This window comes from Niabella sp. ZPM-14 (assembly GCF_055693045.2).
This window is the reverse complement of record NZ_CM181148.1, coordinates 1,810,997-1,825,753: the sequence shown is the minus strand read 5'-3', so window position 1 is coordinate 1,825,753 and position 14,757 is coordinate 1,810,997. Positions and strand designations below refer to the sequence as shown.

Below are 14,757 nucleotides of genomic sequence, written 5' to 3'. Positions count from 1 at the left end.
TATTCCAAGGACTTCTAATTCTTCTGACATTTCATTAGTTTTGCCGCACTTCAAAATATAACGTATGCAAGATCAAATCGATAAGATTATAGCGGCTTCAGAAGAAAGTATGAAAAAGGCGATCAGTCACCTGGAGAGTGAATTAGCTAAGATCCGTGCTGGTAAAGCCACTCCGCAGATTGTAGATGGTATCGTCGTAGACTATTATGGTTCAACCGTTCCCATCAGCCAGGTAGGCAATATTACGGTTATGGATGCCCGTACCTTGAATATCCAGCCCTGGGAAAAAAATATGCTGCAGCCTATCGAACGTGCGATCATTGCCGCCAACATCGGTATTAACCCTCAGAATGACGGTGTTAATATCAGGTTGTTTTTACCACCGTTAACTGAAGAAAGAAGAAGGGAGCTGGTAAAGAAAAGCCAGGGTGAAGGTGAAAACTCGAAAGTAGGAGTAAGAAGCGGCCGAAGGGATGCTATCGAAGCTATCAAAAAACTACAGAAAGACGGTTTGAGCGAAGACGCAGCCAAGGATGCCGAAGCAAGCGTTCAGCAACTTACCGACAATTATATTACCCTTGTAGAGAAACATTTAGCCGCTAAAGAGAAAGAAATTATGTCGATCTGATGATCCTTGCGCTTTCCCGGTTAGCGAAAGCACAAAGCGGTATGGAAGACGATGTAGAGCAGCCGGTGTAATTACAAAGAAGCAAATTGTTTCTCGTAGTTCTCGCATGCCCTTATTGAATGCTGACAAGAGCCCCGACGTGATGGAAACATGACTTAATTACAAGTTTGATTCAGAACATTCATTTTGGCATCATTATTAATCTCTTTTCGTTTTTCTAACTAATAAAAACTCTTAATTATGGGATTTCTGAAAGAATTTAAACAATTTGCCATCAAAGGAAATGTAATCGATCTGGCTATTGCTGTGGTTATCGGTGGCGCGTTCGGTAAAATTGTGAACTCTTTGGTAGAGGATATCATTACTCCGGCGATTCTTACCCCGGCATTGGAAAAGGCGAACCTGAAACACCTGAGCGAACTAACTATTCCCGGTACAGCAATTAAATATGGCAATTTTCTTTCGCAAGTGATCTCGTTTTTAATCATAGCAATGGCTTTATTCCTGATCGTTCGTACGATCAACGGCTTAAAAAAGAAGCAGGAGGCCGCTGCGCCTGCCGGACCATCTTCAACAGACCAATTGTTAATGGAGATCAGAGACGAACTCAAAAAACGTCCCTAAGTTTTTCTCCCTCCTTCTTATAAATTTCTGTAGGTTTGTGTAGTCCTGCTTCATTGCAGGACTTTATTTTTATTAAGAACGAAAAAAGAAGTAGTGACCAACTCAACTTACCAGATAAAACTTTCCCAGTTCGAAGGCCCTTTCGATCTTTTGCTGTTTTTTATTGAACGGGATGAGCTGGATATTTACAATATTCCCATCACGAAGATTACGAATGATTTTCTCGACTATATTCACAATCAGGAAGCTTTAAATATCGAGCTTTCAAGCGAATTTATATTGTTCGTGTCAACGCTGATGCGTATCAAAGCCAAAATGCTCATTCCCCGCAAAGAAATCGATGCGCAAGGCAACGAGATTGATCCGAGGGAAGAACTGATTAGCAAAATACTCGAATATAAGAAGTTCAAAGAAGCAGCGGCACAGCTGGCAGAGCAGGAAGCGCTGCGCATGTTGATGATCAAGCGGGGAAATATTCAAAAGGAACTGTCTCAGGTGGGAGAGGAGGCCGGAGAAGGTACTGAGATCCAGGCGCTGTCTTTGTTCAAGCTCATGAAAGCCTTCGAAAAGGCCATGCAGAAATATAGCGACAGAGTCAATAAGCCGGTGCACACGGTGGTCCAGTACAACTATACAATGGAGACGAGTCGCGGACAGGTGATCGATCTGGCGCAGCGCGAGAAAAATGTTTCTTTCGAAAAATTATTCGAGGTGGCTGAAAACCGGGTCCAGGCTATTTTTATGTTTCTTTCCGTTCTGGAGCTGGTGCAGCAGAGCTTCCTTAAGATAACGATCGGGGAAGGGAAAAATAATTTCCTGCTGGAATTTGTAGAGCCGGAAGACCGCGATCCGGATATAGAGGTAAGCGACGTGTCATCCTTCGATTAAATCTTTGAAACTATTTATTGAACAGCATCGAATTAACTAAACCCCATAAACATTAAAAAATGAAACGTTTTGCAACAGCCAACTGGCAAGGATCAGGTAAAGAAGGTAAAGGAACCAACTCCACTCAATCAGGCGTTTTAGATAAAGTGCAATATTCATTCAAAACGCGTTTTGAAGACGGAAATCCCGGAACAAATCCTGAAGAGCTGATCGCGGCTGCTCATGCGGGCTGCTTCACTATGAAGCTCAGTTTTGTATTGAATGAAGCCGGTTTTACCGCCGATAATATCGACACCAAATGCACAGTGGACTTCCAGGACGGAGCGGTAGTTTCCAGTCATCTGGAGGTGACGGCTTCCATCCCGGAAATAGATGATGCCCAGTTCCAGCAGGCAGTAAAAAATGCAGAAGAAAACTGTCCGATCAGTAAGCTGTTGAACACGAAAATTTCTTCTTCGGCCCAGCTGGTTTAAGATAAATTCATTGAAAAAAAATCCCCATCTTTTAAAGACGGGGATTTTTCGTATATGAATATTTGATTGCTTAAATCTTGAAACCAAGCGTCAGCAGAATCCTCGAGTTGTTACTTTTGATATTAGCAGGGAAAAAGTCGGCATTTGTTAAGCGGTAAGGATAGATCACATCCTTTCCGAAGGAGTGTACATATCCAAGATCCACAAAGAAGCCTCTGTTACGGTAGCCTAAACCACCGGTGGCCTGAACCAGTTCACCTTTCTCACCGGCAATATTTTTATAAGGGTTGCCGTAGTAGGCACCACCCAGGCGCACAGCCAGCGTATTGAATTTCAACTCAGTTCCCAGACGCGCGTTAACAGCACCTTTATAAGCATTGTCAATCGCGCTGTTTAATCCGCGGAAATAACCGTTGTTAGCACCCTGATCATCAGAAGTGGTTCTGAATTGAGATGCCATGTAGTTTACATATTCCACGTCACCTGAGACAAAACCTTTTTGAGAACTTACATCGTTAACGTTTCCAAATAATACGGAGAAGCTACCCATAAGTTTATAAGGTGTATTCAGGTTATAATCATACACCAGTTCATTGCTGGACGCAGTTTTATCAAAATCATCCAGATTTGCGCCGGCCGTAGCTACATAACTGTCGCTCAGCGAATAAAACGTAGGCGAATGAGCGGCAAAACCCAGCCTCAGGTTATCATTAGCTTTAAATACCACGCCGGCCTTAATATTAATACCCACACCTTTCGTCACCAGGTCATCATCAAACCAGGCCGCATCAAAACCATTATCATTGGTAGTGGGATCCTGTTCGGTATATTGCCTGTTCTGGCCATATCTTAATACCGGTAAGCCGATTGAACCACCAAGAAACACCTTTTCGTTCAGGTTGGCAGCTCCTGCAATAGCGAATTCGGTAATGCCGCCATTGGTAGTTATTACTTGTCTTTGTTCAAGACCACTGGCTATAGCCAGATCAACAGCTGAAGATGACAGATTTCCTTCGCCGTCATCCGTAATCCAATCAGTTTCCACTGCAAGTCCTGAACCGTAATCGTTCAGACCATTGTTCGCCACAATGTCTTCGATGAAGTAGTCCGCCATCGAAGTACGGCTCAGCTGGCCTCCTTTGTTGGTTAAGATCATGCGGTTGTTAAAATCTGCAGTACGGTTGATAGCGATACCAAATGCAGAACTTTTCAATGACCCTTGACCATAGTTCGGTTTCCCCAGTACAAATCCGGTAGTACCTAAAAACCCGCTGGTTTTGCCTTCATTTTGAGAAACACCGAGGTAGGTGAGGTTATTGTTAAAGACATTGGCCCCGCCGGAGATTACAAAGTCACCGGTCTTGTAAAAGCCAATGTTGGCAGGGTTGGAAAAAATGGTAGATATTTCACCACCAATCGCGCCGTTAGCGTTACCAATCGCCTGAGAACGAGCGGTACCCGAAGATTGCAGCCACGAATATCTCAACGCGTCCTCGGGGGTTTGAGCCTGTGAGGCCCCATATGCGACAACTAATGTCGCAGCCAGAAAAAGTTTTTTCATGTATATGCGCTTAATAATGTTAATATAATCTAACTATCTGATCTCGAAGATTAGAATCTTCTGCCGCTGCTGCCACCGCCGCCGCGGCTACCACCTCCGCCGCCTCCGCCATAAGATCCACCACTGCTACGCGGTGAAGTCGCAGGAGGACTATACGTAGGTCTGCTTTCTGTTCTGGGCGAGTAAGAGTCGTTGCTACGGCTGTAGTTGTCGTTTCTGTAGGAACGGCTATAACTTTGATTGTTAGAATAGCGTCCTGTATTGCGATAGCTCGAAGAGTTGCGGGTATCCGTGTTGACACTGGAACCGTTCCGGACGCCGTAAGTGCTTCTGTAAGTTACACCAGAATTATTTCTATATCCGGGCGTCGTACTTCTTCCGTTACCTATTGATACATTTCCTCTGTTATAGCTACCTAAGTTCGTAGTTCTCGGACCGTAATCTGCTCTGCGTCCGGCTATGATGCCGCCGCCATACCAGCCGCCCCAGCCCCAACCGGGTCCGTACCATCCGGTATACCAGGGATCGTACCAGCCACCCCAGCCAAAGCCGCCGCCGTACCAGCCGCCCCATCCGGCGTACCAGCCACCATACCAGGGCCGGTTCCATCCCCAGCCCAATCCCCATCCGGGACCCCATCCACCGTACCAGCCGGTGTACCAGGGATTATACCACATATTCCAGTAGCTCACGGGGCTCCATGGGTTATTCCAATACCACGGGTCGTTCCAGTAAGCCCAGTTGTTGTAATAGCTGAAGTTGTACCGGTCGCCATAATAATACCAGTCATCGAGGGCACTCCAACGGTCGCGGTTTCTAACCTTCATCCTCAGGTACCGGTCGTCATAATCTTCGTATTCACCTTCCTCGTCATCGTAATTACGATACCGCTTTTCATCGGTTTTCTTAATTTTTGCATATTCTTCCTCTGTGGGCGCGGGTGAACTGTACACGTCGTCCGGCGTTTGTCCTGTCCTATAGGCGGATGAACAGCTTGCCAGGGCAATCATCACTCCCAAAAGAAGAAGTAGGGTTGTAGATTTTATTTTCATCTGTGTGTTTTTTTGTTCTTTATCGTCAGTAAACTTTCGCGAATTTAGTGTTCAAGTTGTAAGGTTGTTTAATTTTAATGAAACGGAGCAGGTAAATGATCCACCGATTTTCAGGCAATTATGTGCTTCGTTTCATTTTGGTGATTTATAAATATCCTTATTAATTGTTTTAATTGGGCTTAAAATTTACATTTGCGATCCCAAAACAGCAAGTTGTAAAAATAAGACATATTCCGTTACCAGTTGGACGTTGGAATGTTGTAAAAGGATGCACAAACTGCTGTTAATTCACAACATATTTTGTTAAAATAAGTTGGCAAAATGATCGCTTAATCTGGAGGACGGATACAATTGGGAAAAAGTTGGTTGGAGTCGAAAGAAAGGTTCAAATTTGGAGTAGAGAGGCGTTCGGAAAATATTAAGAGTAACAAATTAAATATGAGTAAAGAAATAACATCGAGGCAACAGGATTATGCGCAATGGTATAACGACCTGGTTCTGAAAGGAGGTTTGGCCGACTACTCAGCTGTCAGAGGCTGCATGGTGATCAAGCCGTATGGTTTCACGCTTTGGGAGCATATGCGCGACGCGCTGGATAAGATGTTCAAGGATACGGGCCACGTGAATGCCTACTTTCCGCTCTTTATTCCCAAAAGCTTTTTAAGCAAGGAGGCTGCCCACGTAGAGGGCTTTGCTAAGGAGTGTGCGGTGGTTACTCATTACCGGTTAAAAAATGATCCTGACGGAAAAGGCGTAATCGTGGATCCGGAAGCTAAGCTCGAAGAAGAGTTGATCGTGCGGCCCACCAGTGAAACGATCATTTGGAATACCTATAAAGACTGGATCCAATCATATCGAGACTTACCCATTCTCGTGAACCAGTGGGCCAACGTGGTGAGGTGGGAAATGCGTACCCGCCTGTTCCTGCGTACTGCAGAATTCCTGTGGCAGGAGGGGCACACTGCCCATGCCACTCAGCCGGAGGCCGAAGAAGAGGCTAAGAAAATGCTGGACGTCTACGCCACTTTTGTCGAAGAATTTATGGCGGTTCCCGTAATAAAAGGTGTAAAAACCGCGAGCGAGCGGTTTGCCGGAGCGGTCGACACCTACTGCATTGAGGCGCTGATGCAAGACGGTAAGGCGCTGCAGGCCGGGACATCGCATTTTCTCGGTCAGAATTTCGCCAAAGCGTTTGACGTTAAGTTTTTAAGTAAGGAAAATCAGCTGGAATATGTGTGGGCGACCAGCTGGGGAGTGAGCACCCGACTCGTGGGCGCGCTGGTGATGGCACATAGCGACGATGCAGGCCTTATCCTGCCTCCCCGGATCGCGCCGCTCCAGGTGGTGATTGTACCCATCTATAAAGGGGCGGAACAGAAAGCGATGATTGATGCAAAGGCAGAAGAAATCCTTTCTAATTTAAAAGGTTTGGGTATCCGGGCTAAATATGACGATAACGACAACGCCCGTCCGGGTTGGAAGTTTGCAGAATACGAAATGAAAGGAGTGCCTGTCAGACTAGCCCTCGGTGCGCGGGATCTGGAAAAGAATGTAGTGGAGGTGGCACGCCGCGATACCAAGGAAAAACAGACGATTGGCCTGGATGGCATCAGCCAGTATATCGACGGTTTGCTGAATGATATCCAAAATAATATGTTCCAAAAAGCGAAAACCTTCCGAGATGAGCATATCACCAAAGCTGATACCTGGGAAGAGTTTGTGAGACTATTGGATGAAAAAGGAGGATTTGTTTTAGCTCATTGGGATGGTACTGCGGAAACAGAGAATGAGATCAAAGAAAAAACAAAAGCAACGATCCGCTGTATCCCAATTGATGATTTAGGCGTCGAAGGCGGAACCTGTATCCTGAGCGGCAAGCCCTCACAGCGACGGGTGCTTTTTGCGAGAGCTTATTAATTTAAATAATTATATATATTAAAAAACGGCCAAGAGGATTTCTTTTGGCCGTTTTCTTATTCACCAGATGAATAATTAAAATTTCTTGATCAGTGCTGACATGGGACTGCGAAGATTATCAAAGCTCGTCATGTCAATCCTTACCTTTCCTACAATGATCGGGCTTTCGATGCGAATCGGTACATGGTTGGCGTCATCCGTAACCCAAACCGTCATCTGCTCGCCTCCCTCAAATATGGTCCCCTTTATTGTCAAAGGCCTGAATTTGATGGTTTTGAATTTCCCGTACTTCGTGCTGATAACTTCTTTCCCGAGATAACGAACATACATGGAGTGCATTTCATTATCCAGGAACACATTAAAGGGAATACGATCGTTAGGTTTTAGCCTGCTGAAATCAATGTTCCGGGCATAAAAAACGGCGCTTACCACGTCATGTGCGCAAGCATGTATTTTAAAGACACCTTCGCTGCTGATGGCGGTATTGGCCGCGCGGTTAAAGCTGACATTCTGGTATTTTTTGTATCCTCCTTCATTTACATTCCTTACAAATTTCAATGGCTGCAGCGTTTCTACATCCATGAAGGTTTCATAAGTATCCTTGGCTTTGTAGGCCCACTCGTAAGAAGGGAGTGTGTGTCCTTCACCCACGACATGATAAACCGACCTTCCATTCAACTTTTCAAGTGTTGTTGTGAAGGAGCCGGCTCCTGCCGCTACATTGATAATTTTAGCTGCTGTATAATAAACTATAAAGCCGACCTTTTCTCCTGCTTTAAAAGCAGTGTTGCTAATGCCGCATTTGGGTGCAACTTCTCCATTATCTGCTACCGGCATCGTAGTATTAGCCATAGCAGCGATGGAAAATAACCCTAAAATAGATAATCTAAGTGCTTTCATTTGTGTGTGTTTTTTTCATTTCGTGTACATGAAACGTGATTGGGAACATGTGCAGCGAAATGTTCTTATACGGAAATATTTTCCGGTTGTTTACGTGTATTTTTAAAAATCTTTTTTATTCCTAATATCAGCAAGCTGCCTATCAGCGCGGGAAACACCAGGTTGATCAGCCAGATTGATAAGGAGGTCAGGCTCACGCCCAGGTGATTCGTGGTGAAAAGTCCCATTAACTGGATGCTCAATTCATTTTTTAACCCCAGATCCGTGAAAAGAGCGATAGTGGGGATGATCGCCATCACCAGGAACATAACACTGATCCCCATCCAGCTTTGTACCATATCCACGTTTACTTCAAACAGCTCGAATAGCAAGAAATACTGTAAGCTAAAAACGAGAAAACGTACTACTGATAAAGACAAAAACTTTACCAATAAAGTTGCACTTACATGCTCCACCGCCTCGATCGCCCAAGAGAACTTGCTGATTTGCGGCAATTTATCGATTATTTTTATTAACCATGGCAGACGGAAGTAAAATAATAGCAATATAATAACAATAATCGCCGAAACCCATAGAAAGGCATTTGCGAACGCCACGCTCACGATGCCCGCTTTTATCAAATCATCTTTTAACAAAAGCAGTGCAGAGAAGCCCATTATAAAGGTGACGATGAGCTGGCTCATATTAGCAACAACCGTCAGGGAAATTGCCTTGATCCGGTTTCCTTCACTCATATATAATACACGGCCAACATATTCGCCGATTGAATTGGGCGTGCTTATTGAAAAGGAAATACCAGAAAAAATGGCTTTAAAAGCTCTGGCGAAGCTGATGGTTTGAATTCTTTTTACGGCCAGCATCCATTTATAGGCTTCAAGGCTCCAGTTGACCAACATTAATACAATGGTGAGCACCAGGTAAAAAATATTCGAACTGGCTAAGGAAGCCTGTATTTCAAGCAATGCATCTTCCAGCCCCGGCTGACGGCTGATCTGGGTGTAAATGGACCAGGCCAACCAGACAAACAAAAGCGGTCCTAAAAAATAGTTGATGAATATTTTGATATTTTTGTTCACCTTCACCGGAAGCGTAAAAATAGACCTGTTTGCAACAATCTTCCAAAATAATATTAGGTATTGACCCGGGCACCATTGTCATGGGATACGGAATTATTCTGTGTAACGGACAAAAAGTGCAATTACTGGAGATGGAAGCGTTAAAGCTTCCCGCCCGAAAAAACAATTATGAGCGGCTGAACCTGATCCATCAAAAGGTGACGGAGCTGATCCATACCTACCAACCTACCGAATTTGCTATTGAGGCGCCTTTTTTTGGCAAAAACGTTCAAAGTATGTTGAAATTAGGAAGGGCACAAGGCGTTGCGATCGCTGCAGCCATGCATCATAATCTGCCGATTACGGAATATTCCCCAAAGAAGGTGAAACAAGCCGTAACAGGCAACGGAAATGCTGACAAAACACAGGTCTGGAAAATGTTACAGCAAATGATGAAGCTGACCGAGCTGCCCCAGTATTTTGATGCCACCGATGCTTTGGCCGTCGCAATTTGCCACCACTACCAGCTGATGTCCCCGATTCCGCTATCCTCGGGGTTTAATGGGTGGGAAGATTTTATTAAAAAGAATCCGGCGAGGGTGAAGTGAGACCAGCAATTGGAGAAACCTCCAATTTGTGGAGTCTTAGATGATCAGCCAAAAAATAAGCAAATTGCATTTCATGGAGGAGAACAAACGATATATCATTTGTAAAGAAGACGAGCTTCTTTCGGTGGTTAACGAACCAGATGTGCCGTTTATGAGGTCGTTTTCCTCCCAGGAGGAAGCCGAAGAATATAATCTGAAACAACGGCTTCAAAAAACCGACATGGAACGACTCCAAACGCTTTGCCGCATGATGCAAATAGGCAAGATGTTGTCTGCCGCCAAGATTTCATAATCCTTTTTTGTCAGATGGATCTTGATGAAGAGCTACTCAAATTTTGGGAACTGCTGAATACCAACGGGGTATCCTATATAATGGTGGGAGGGTTCGCTGTAAATATGCAAGGATTCAATCGTGTCACAGACGATGCGGATCTGTGGCTAATGGATGAGCTAGGTAATCGACAAAAGCTGAGAAAAGCATTTAAAGACCTGAACTACGGAGATTTCCCTTCATTAGAAACCATGCCATTTGTGCCAGGATGGACTCAGTTCTATATTGCTAAAGGGCTGATTCTGGATATTATGACTTCGATGAAAGGGTTGGAGGGCATCAGTTTTGAGGAATGCCTTTCCCGGGCAAAAATAGCCGACTTCAATGGCGTTAAAGTACCATTCTTAAGCATTGACGACTTACTTGCTAACAAAAAAGCTGTGGCCTGGCCTAAAGATCAGATTGATATTATCGAGCTGGAGAAAATTAAAATAATCACCGCAGATGAGTGAGTGATCCCGGTAACGGACATGCCAATTTTGATTTGTGGAACGCACCATTTGGGAGCATATTTCACCCCGCAAAATTGTCAACTTTCCTTAACTCCCCTTATCTTTGCGCCAAATTTCACTGAATGATGGGTTCTAACGGCTTCAAATCCTTTATAGTAGCGGCTTTCAGCTTGTTTTTAGTATTCGCTGGCCAATCTGCCTTTGCGCAGCACGAAACGTCTCATGAAACTGCTGATGCAGCACATGGCGCGGCAGCGCATGGTGCTGAAACAGAAGAAGCGTTTAATCCCGGTGAAGCGATTTTACACCACATTGCAGATGCGCACGAATTTCATTTTTTCACCTTGAAAAACAGCGATGGTAGTGAGTTTCACGCTACGTTGCCTTTGCCGGTTCTGGTGTATTCTCCTCAGAGAGGTTTTTCGGCTTTCATGTCGTCCAACTTTCACCATGGACATGAAGCGTATAATGGCTACAAATTAGAGCATGATAAAGTGGTAGCGGTGGATGAAGCGGGAAATGTGGACGAGTCAGTGAAAGTGTACGACTTTTCCATCACGAAGAACGTTGCTCAAATGTTGCTGGCGCTGATCGTGCTGATACTGATCTTAACATCTCTGGCGAAAAAATATAAAAAAGGCGAAGGCGTTACTTCTGCACCCAAAGGTTTTCAGAATGCAGTGGAGCCGGTGATCACTTTTGTACGTGACGATATTGCTAAGCCCAATCTTGGTCCTAAGTACAAGAAGTATTTGCCTTACCTGCTTACTGTTTTCTTCTTTATCCTGATCAATAATATTTTCGGGCTATTACCCGGCGCGGCAAACGTTACGGGCAATATAGCCTTTACAGCTGTGATGGGAATCATCTCTTTGCTCGTGATCTTATTCAGCACCAACAAGCACTACTGGGAGCACATCTTCTGGTTTCCCGGCGTTCCGTTGCCTGTCAAAATATTAATGATCCCCGTGGAGCTTTTAGGTGTATTCACCAAGCCGTTCGCGTTAATTGTGCGTTTGTTTGCCAACATGACGGCGGGTCACATCATTATCCTGAGTTTCGTAAGCCTTATTTTCATCTTTGGTGAAATGAGCAAAACAGCTGGTTGGGCATTTAGTCCTATATCGATTGCGTTTGCTGTTTTCATTTATGTAATAGAAATTTTGGTAGCCTTTATCCAGGCGTACATCTTTACGGTGTTAACATCCGTATTCATCGGTGGCGCTATTGGCGATCATCATTATGAAGAAGATGTGCAGCCGCATCATTAAGTGATAGTGGACGGAGGACAGAGGACGGATGGTAGTTGACAGATGGCTAACAATCAGACATCAAAAAATCAGACGTCAAACAGAAACACGTTTTTTATTTTTAATTATATAAAATCACAATCATGGATTTATTAAACACTTTGTTGGAAGTAACCGGTAGCTGGTCTCACGTAGGTGGTGCTTTAGGTGCTGGTTTAGCAGCAATTGGTGCTGGTTTGGGTATTGGCCAAATCGGTAAAGGTGCTACCGAAGGTATCGCCCGTCAGCCAGAAGCAGCTAACGACATTCGTGGTGCTATGATCTTGACTGCAGCCTTTATCGAGGGTGTTGCCCTGTTTGCGGTAATCGCAGGCTTATTGGCTGTATTGAAGTAATAGCTTCGCAAAAAATTATTGCATCCAAAGCAAAGGGCGGAGGATGCAGTATTTTTAATTATCTAATCAGCTTTTGTGCTACTATTATCTTTGTTGCCTGTCCGAACGAAAGTTCATCCGGGCGCGTGTTGCACAATGAATTTGTAGAATATAAATAACAATTTTGTCCATGGTCTATTGACCATCGTCCGTGGACTATTAACATCAACATACAACAATGCAATTACTTACTCCTGATCTTGGCTACTTTGTATGGGCGCTCGTTGCCTTTGTAGTGGTATTTTTAATACTGAAAAAATTTGCCTGGAAGCCGATTCTGAAATCATTGAACGATCGTGAACAAAACATTGCGGGTGCTATTGCTACTGCAGAAAAAGTAAAAGCGGAGATGGCTGCTTTGCAAAGCGAAAACGAAGCATTATTGGCGAAAGCCCGCGAAGAAAGAGCAGCGCTGCTGAAAGATGCGCGCGAGACTAAGGACAAAATGATCAACGAAGCTAAAGAGCAGGCAAAAGCGGAAGCATCTAAAATTATTGCTGACGCACAGCAAGCGATCAACGCACAAAAGATGGCGGCCCTGACTGAAGTGAAAAACGAGGTAGGAAAGCTGGTTATCGAAGTGAGCGAAAAAGTGTTGAAGCAGGAGTTGAGCAGCGAAAACAAGCAGGAAGCACACATCAACGGTTTGGTAGACAGCATCAAGCTTAACTAAGCAACAGGAATCAGAATCAGAAATTTCAAATCAGAAAAATAAACAATGCTTAATCCCAGGTTAGCATACAGGTACGCAAAGGCTCTATTGGACATCTCTGTAGAGAAAGGCCAGTTAGAAAAAGTATTTGCAGATGTGCAATGGTTACAGGCTGTTTGTAAAAGCAGCAGCGATTTTGTAAGCTTGTTGCGCAGTCCTATTGTCAAGGCCGATAAAAAGCAGGCGATCATCGATGCGGTGGCCAAAAATAATATCGGAGAGATCACATCGGGTTTCATTCGCTTGCTGATCGCTAAAGGGCGCGAATTGCACCTACCCGAAATGTTGAACGAATTTGTCCGGTTATACAAAACATATAACAATATCAATACCGTAAAACTAACAACAGCCGTTCCTGTAAATGAAGCCACAAGGGCAAATATTATCGCTCAGGTTAAGAAAGCGGCAGGCGTGGAAAAAGTGGAGCTGGAGGAAAAAGTGAATCCGGATATTATCGGTGGCTTTGTGCTGGAAATGGGAGACAAGATGGTAGACGCAAGCATAGCATACGATCTGCGCGAAGTGGCAAAACAGTTTAAGAACAATGACTTCATCTACAAAGTGAGATAAGCAGTTACCATAATATTAAAGCAAAAGCCCGCAGATCTTGTCTGCGGGCTTCTTTATTATCGGCTTTTTACTAAATAGCTGCCTACTTCCGTTCCGTCATCTTTGATCATTTTCAGGTTCAATTCCTGCCGGTTGGCCTTCACTTTCATGATCGTTCTACGGCCTTCCTGAGGTCCGCCCCCGATAATGATGGGATAGTTATGCGTTCCCTTCTCAGGCTTGAACACGCCAAAGCGGTGTGTATGCCCGGATATTACCATGTCCACCTTGTATTTATTGAACAGAGGTGCAAATAATTCACGGCAATGCATGGTGCCATGCCAATCGCCGGAGTAAAAGTGGGGAATATGCATCATCACCACTCGGAACGGAGCTTTTTTAAAAGCGGTGGTCTGCGCTTCCTTCTCAAACCACGCTGCCTGCTCTTTTCGATAGGAATCAAAGTCGACGATACCCGCGTATACAGGAGCGTCATCAGGTTTATCTTCCCCGGTATCGAGCACAACATTATATACCGGACCCCACTGGTAACTATGATAGTAATTGCCAGATGGAGACGTAAAATAATCCGCCAGGTCCCGGCTATACTTACCCCTGGTCTCATGGTTACCCCGCACAAAGAAAAATGGTTTAGTGCTGGCAAATACATCCGTGCAGGGCTGTATGAGATGATCGATAAGTTGTTGCTCATCCTTCTGGTAGTCAAACATATCACCATTCAGAAACACATAATCATAAGGTTCGTCTCCGTTCAGCTTCATCAGCTGTCCGAAAGAATGCGGGCGGTCGTGAATGTCGTTCATGATCAGCCAGCTTACTTCTTCTGCTGAAGGATTGACGGTGGTAAAGGTTTTTACATCACTGGTAATCGTTTCTCCGTAAGTCAATTTGTAAGGTAAAAACTCCGAAATTTCTTTTGATACGACACGATACCTGTAGGTAGTGTTAGGCTTCAGGTTGCTCAGCTTCACATTGTTGACACGGTTGTAAGCGTTGACCAATCCATTATTCACCTCGTGTGCCTTCTGATCCAGGTTATCTCCTTCACCATACTCGACCCAGCTATAACAAAGCTTATTGGTGATCCAGAAAATATTCATACTGCTCGCTGAGGGCGCCTGAAGGTAGGGCTGAGATAAAAAAACGTGCCCTTGTTCCGGACGCGCTGAAAGATCATTTACATCATCAATCAATTGAATCCCGTTCCCAATTCCGAGCGCGCCCAACAGGCCCGCCTTGGACACGTTGCCCAGAAAATCGCGACGTTTAATCGGCATAATAGAGGTTTTAAGAGTTAGAGCG

Annotated in this window: 17 protein-coding genes; 12 read left to right on the top strand and 5 right to left on the bottom strand. The window is 44.5% G+C overall.

Annotated elements, in window-relative coordinates; genetic code table 11:
• Window positions 1-64 precede the first annotated feature (64 nt).
• The 4 genes from frr (at window position 65) to ACU37H_RS07755 (ending at window position 2,613) form a co-directional block, all read left to right on the top strand.
• On the top strand, window positions 65-628 hold the full coding sequence (frr, locus tag ACU37H_RS07770; protein ID WP_472702096.1) for a ribosome recycling factor: 564 nt from the start codon (window positions 65-67) through the stop codon (window positions 626-628).
• 240 nt (window positions 629-868) lie between these two features.
• Entirely contained in the window at window positions 869-1,252 is a 384-nt protein-coding gene (gene mscL, locus ACU37H_RS07765; protein ID WP_472702097.1) for a large conductance mechanosensitive channel protein MscL, read from the top strand.
• A gap of 93 nt (window positions 1,253-1,345) precedes the next feature.
• Entirely contained in the window at window positions 1,346-2,140 is a 795-nt protein-coding gene (locus ACU37H_RS07760; RefSeq protein ID WP_472702098.1) for a segregation and condensation protein A, read from the top strand.
• 59 nt (window positions 2,141-2,199) lie between these two features.
• On the top strand, window positions 2,200-2,613 hold the full coding sequence (locus ACU37H_RS07755; RefSeq protein ID WP_472702099.1) for an OsmC family protein: 414 nt from the start codon (window positions 2,200-2,202) through the stop codon (window positions 2,611-2,613).
• A gap of 70 nt (window positions 2,614-2,683) precedes the next feature.
• On the opposite strand, the gene ACU37H_RS07750 is transcribed toward ACU37H_RS07755, so the two are convergent.
• Window positions 2,684-4,174, bottom strand: a complete 1,491-nt coding sequence (locus tag ACU37H_RS07750) for an OmpP1/FadL family transporter (protein WP_472702100.1) — start codon at window positions 4,172-4,174, stop codon at window positions 2,684-2,686.
• Window positions 4,175-4,224: 50 nt separating this feature from the next.
• A complete protein-coding gene (locus ACU37H_RS07745; RefSeq protein ID WP_472702101.1) occupies window positions 4,225-5,226 on the bottom strand; it encodes a hypothetical protein in 1,002 nt (333 codons plus the stop codon).
• Between the two features lie 438 nt (window positions 5,227-5,664).
• Between ACU37H_RS07745 and proS the strand changes: the two genes are divergently transcribed.
• Window positions 5,665-7,143 carry a proline--tRNA ligase gene (proS, locus tag ACU37H_RS07740; RefSeq protein WP_472702102.1) on the top strand — a complete coding sequence of 493 codons (1,479 nt, stop codon included), beginning with the start codon at window positions 5,665-5,667 and terminating at the stop codon, window positions 7,141-7,143.
• 75 nt (window positions 7,144-7,218) lie between these two features.
• Here proS and ACU37H_RS07735 read toward each other — a convergent pair whose 3' ends face one another.
• Window positions 7,219-8,043, bottom strand: a complete 825-nt coding sequence (locus tag ACU37H_RS07735; protein WP_472702103.1) for a DUF3108 domain-containing protein — start codon at window positions 8,041-8,043, stop codon at window positions 7,219-7,221.
• 65 nt (window positions 8,044-8,108) lie between these two features.
• The gene (locus ACU37H_RS07730) at window positions 8,109-9,119 is read right to left on the bottom strand and encodes a lysylphosphatidylglycerol synthase transmembrane domain-containing protein (RefSeq protein ID WP_472702104.1); all 1,011 of its coding nucleotides are present in this window, start codon (window positions 9,117-9,119) and stop codon (window positions 8,109-8,111) included.
• Between the two features lie 29 nt (window positions 9,120-9,148).
• On the opposite strand from ACU37H_RS07730, the gene ruvC reads away from it, so the two are divergent.
• From ruvC to atpH, 7 genes are all read left to right on the top strand, one after another.
• The gene (ruvC, locus tag ACU37H_RS07725) at window positions 9,149-9,706 is read left to right on the top strand and encodes a crossover junction endodeoxyribonuclease RuvC (protein ID WP_472702105.1); all 558 of its coding nucleotides are present in this window, start codon (window positions 9,149-9,151) and stop codon (window positions 9,704-9,706) included.
• A gap of 73 nt (window positions 9,707-9,779) precedes the next feature.
• A complete protein-coding gene (locus ACU37H_RS07720) occupies window positions 9,780-9,998 on the top strand; it encodes a hypothetical protein (protein WP_472702106.1) in 219 nt (72 codons plus the stop codon).
• Between the two features lie 14 nt (window positions 9,999-10,012).
• Window positions 10,013-10,489 (top strand): nucleotidyltransferase, encoded by a 477-nt coding sequence (locus ACU37H_RS07715; protein ID WP_472702107.1) that lies wholly within the window; start codon window positions 10,013-10,015, stop codon window positions 10,487-10,489.
• 122 nt (window positions 10,490-10,611) lie between these two features.
• Window positions 10,612-11,760: a F0F1 ATP synthase subunit A gene (atpB, locus tag ACU37H_RS07710; protein WP_472702108.1), complete on the top strand. Its 1,149-nt coding sequence runs from the start codon at window positions 10,612-10,614 to the stop codon at window positions 11,758-11,760.
• A gap of 122 nt (window positions 11,761-11,882) precedes the next feature.
• Window positions 11,883-12,134: an ATP synthase F0 subunit C gene (gene atpE, locus ACU37H_RS07705; RefSeq protein WP_346236528.1), complete on the top strand. Its 252-nt coding sequence runs from the start codon at window positions 11,883-11,885 to the stop codon at window positions 12,132-12,134.
• 217 nt (window positions 12,135-12,351) lie between these two features.
• Window positions 12,352-12,846, top strand: a complete 495-nt coding sequence (atpF, locus tag ACU37H_RS07700) for a F0F1 ATP synthase subunit B (RefSeq protein WP_472702109.1) — start codon at window positions 12,352-12,354, stop codon at window positions 12,844-12,846.
• Window positions 12,847-12,891: 45 nt separating this feature from the next.
• Window positions 12,892-13,455 carry an ATP synthase F1 subunit delta gene (atpH, locus tag ACU37H_RS07695; protein WP_472702110.1) on the top strand — a complete coding sequence of 188 codons (564 nt, stop codon included), beginning with the start codon at window positions 12,892-12,894 and terminating at the stop codon, window positions 13,453-13,455.
• Between the two features lie 56 nt (window positions 13,456-13,511).
• Here atpH and ACU37H_RS07690 read toward each other — a convergent pair whose 3' ends face one another.
• Window positions 13,512-14,732 carry a purple acid phosphatase family protein gene (locus tag ACU37H_RS07690; RefSeq protein WP_472702111.1) on the bottom strand — a complete coding sequence of 407 codons (1,221 nt, stop codon included), beginning with the start codon at window positions 14,730-14,732 and terminating at the stop codon, window positions 13,512-13,514.
• Window positions 14,733-14,757: the final 25 nt, after the last annotated feature.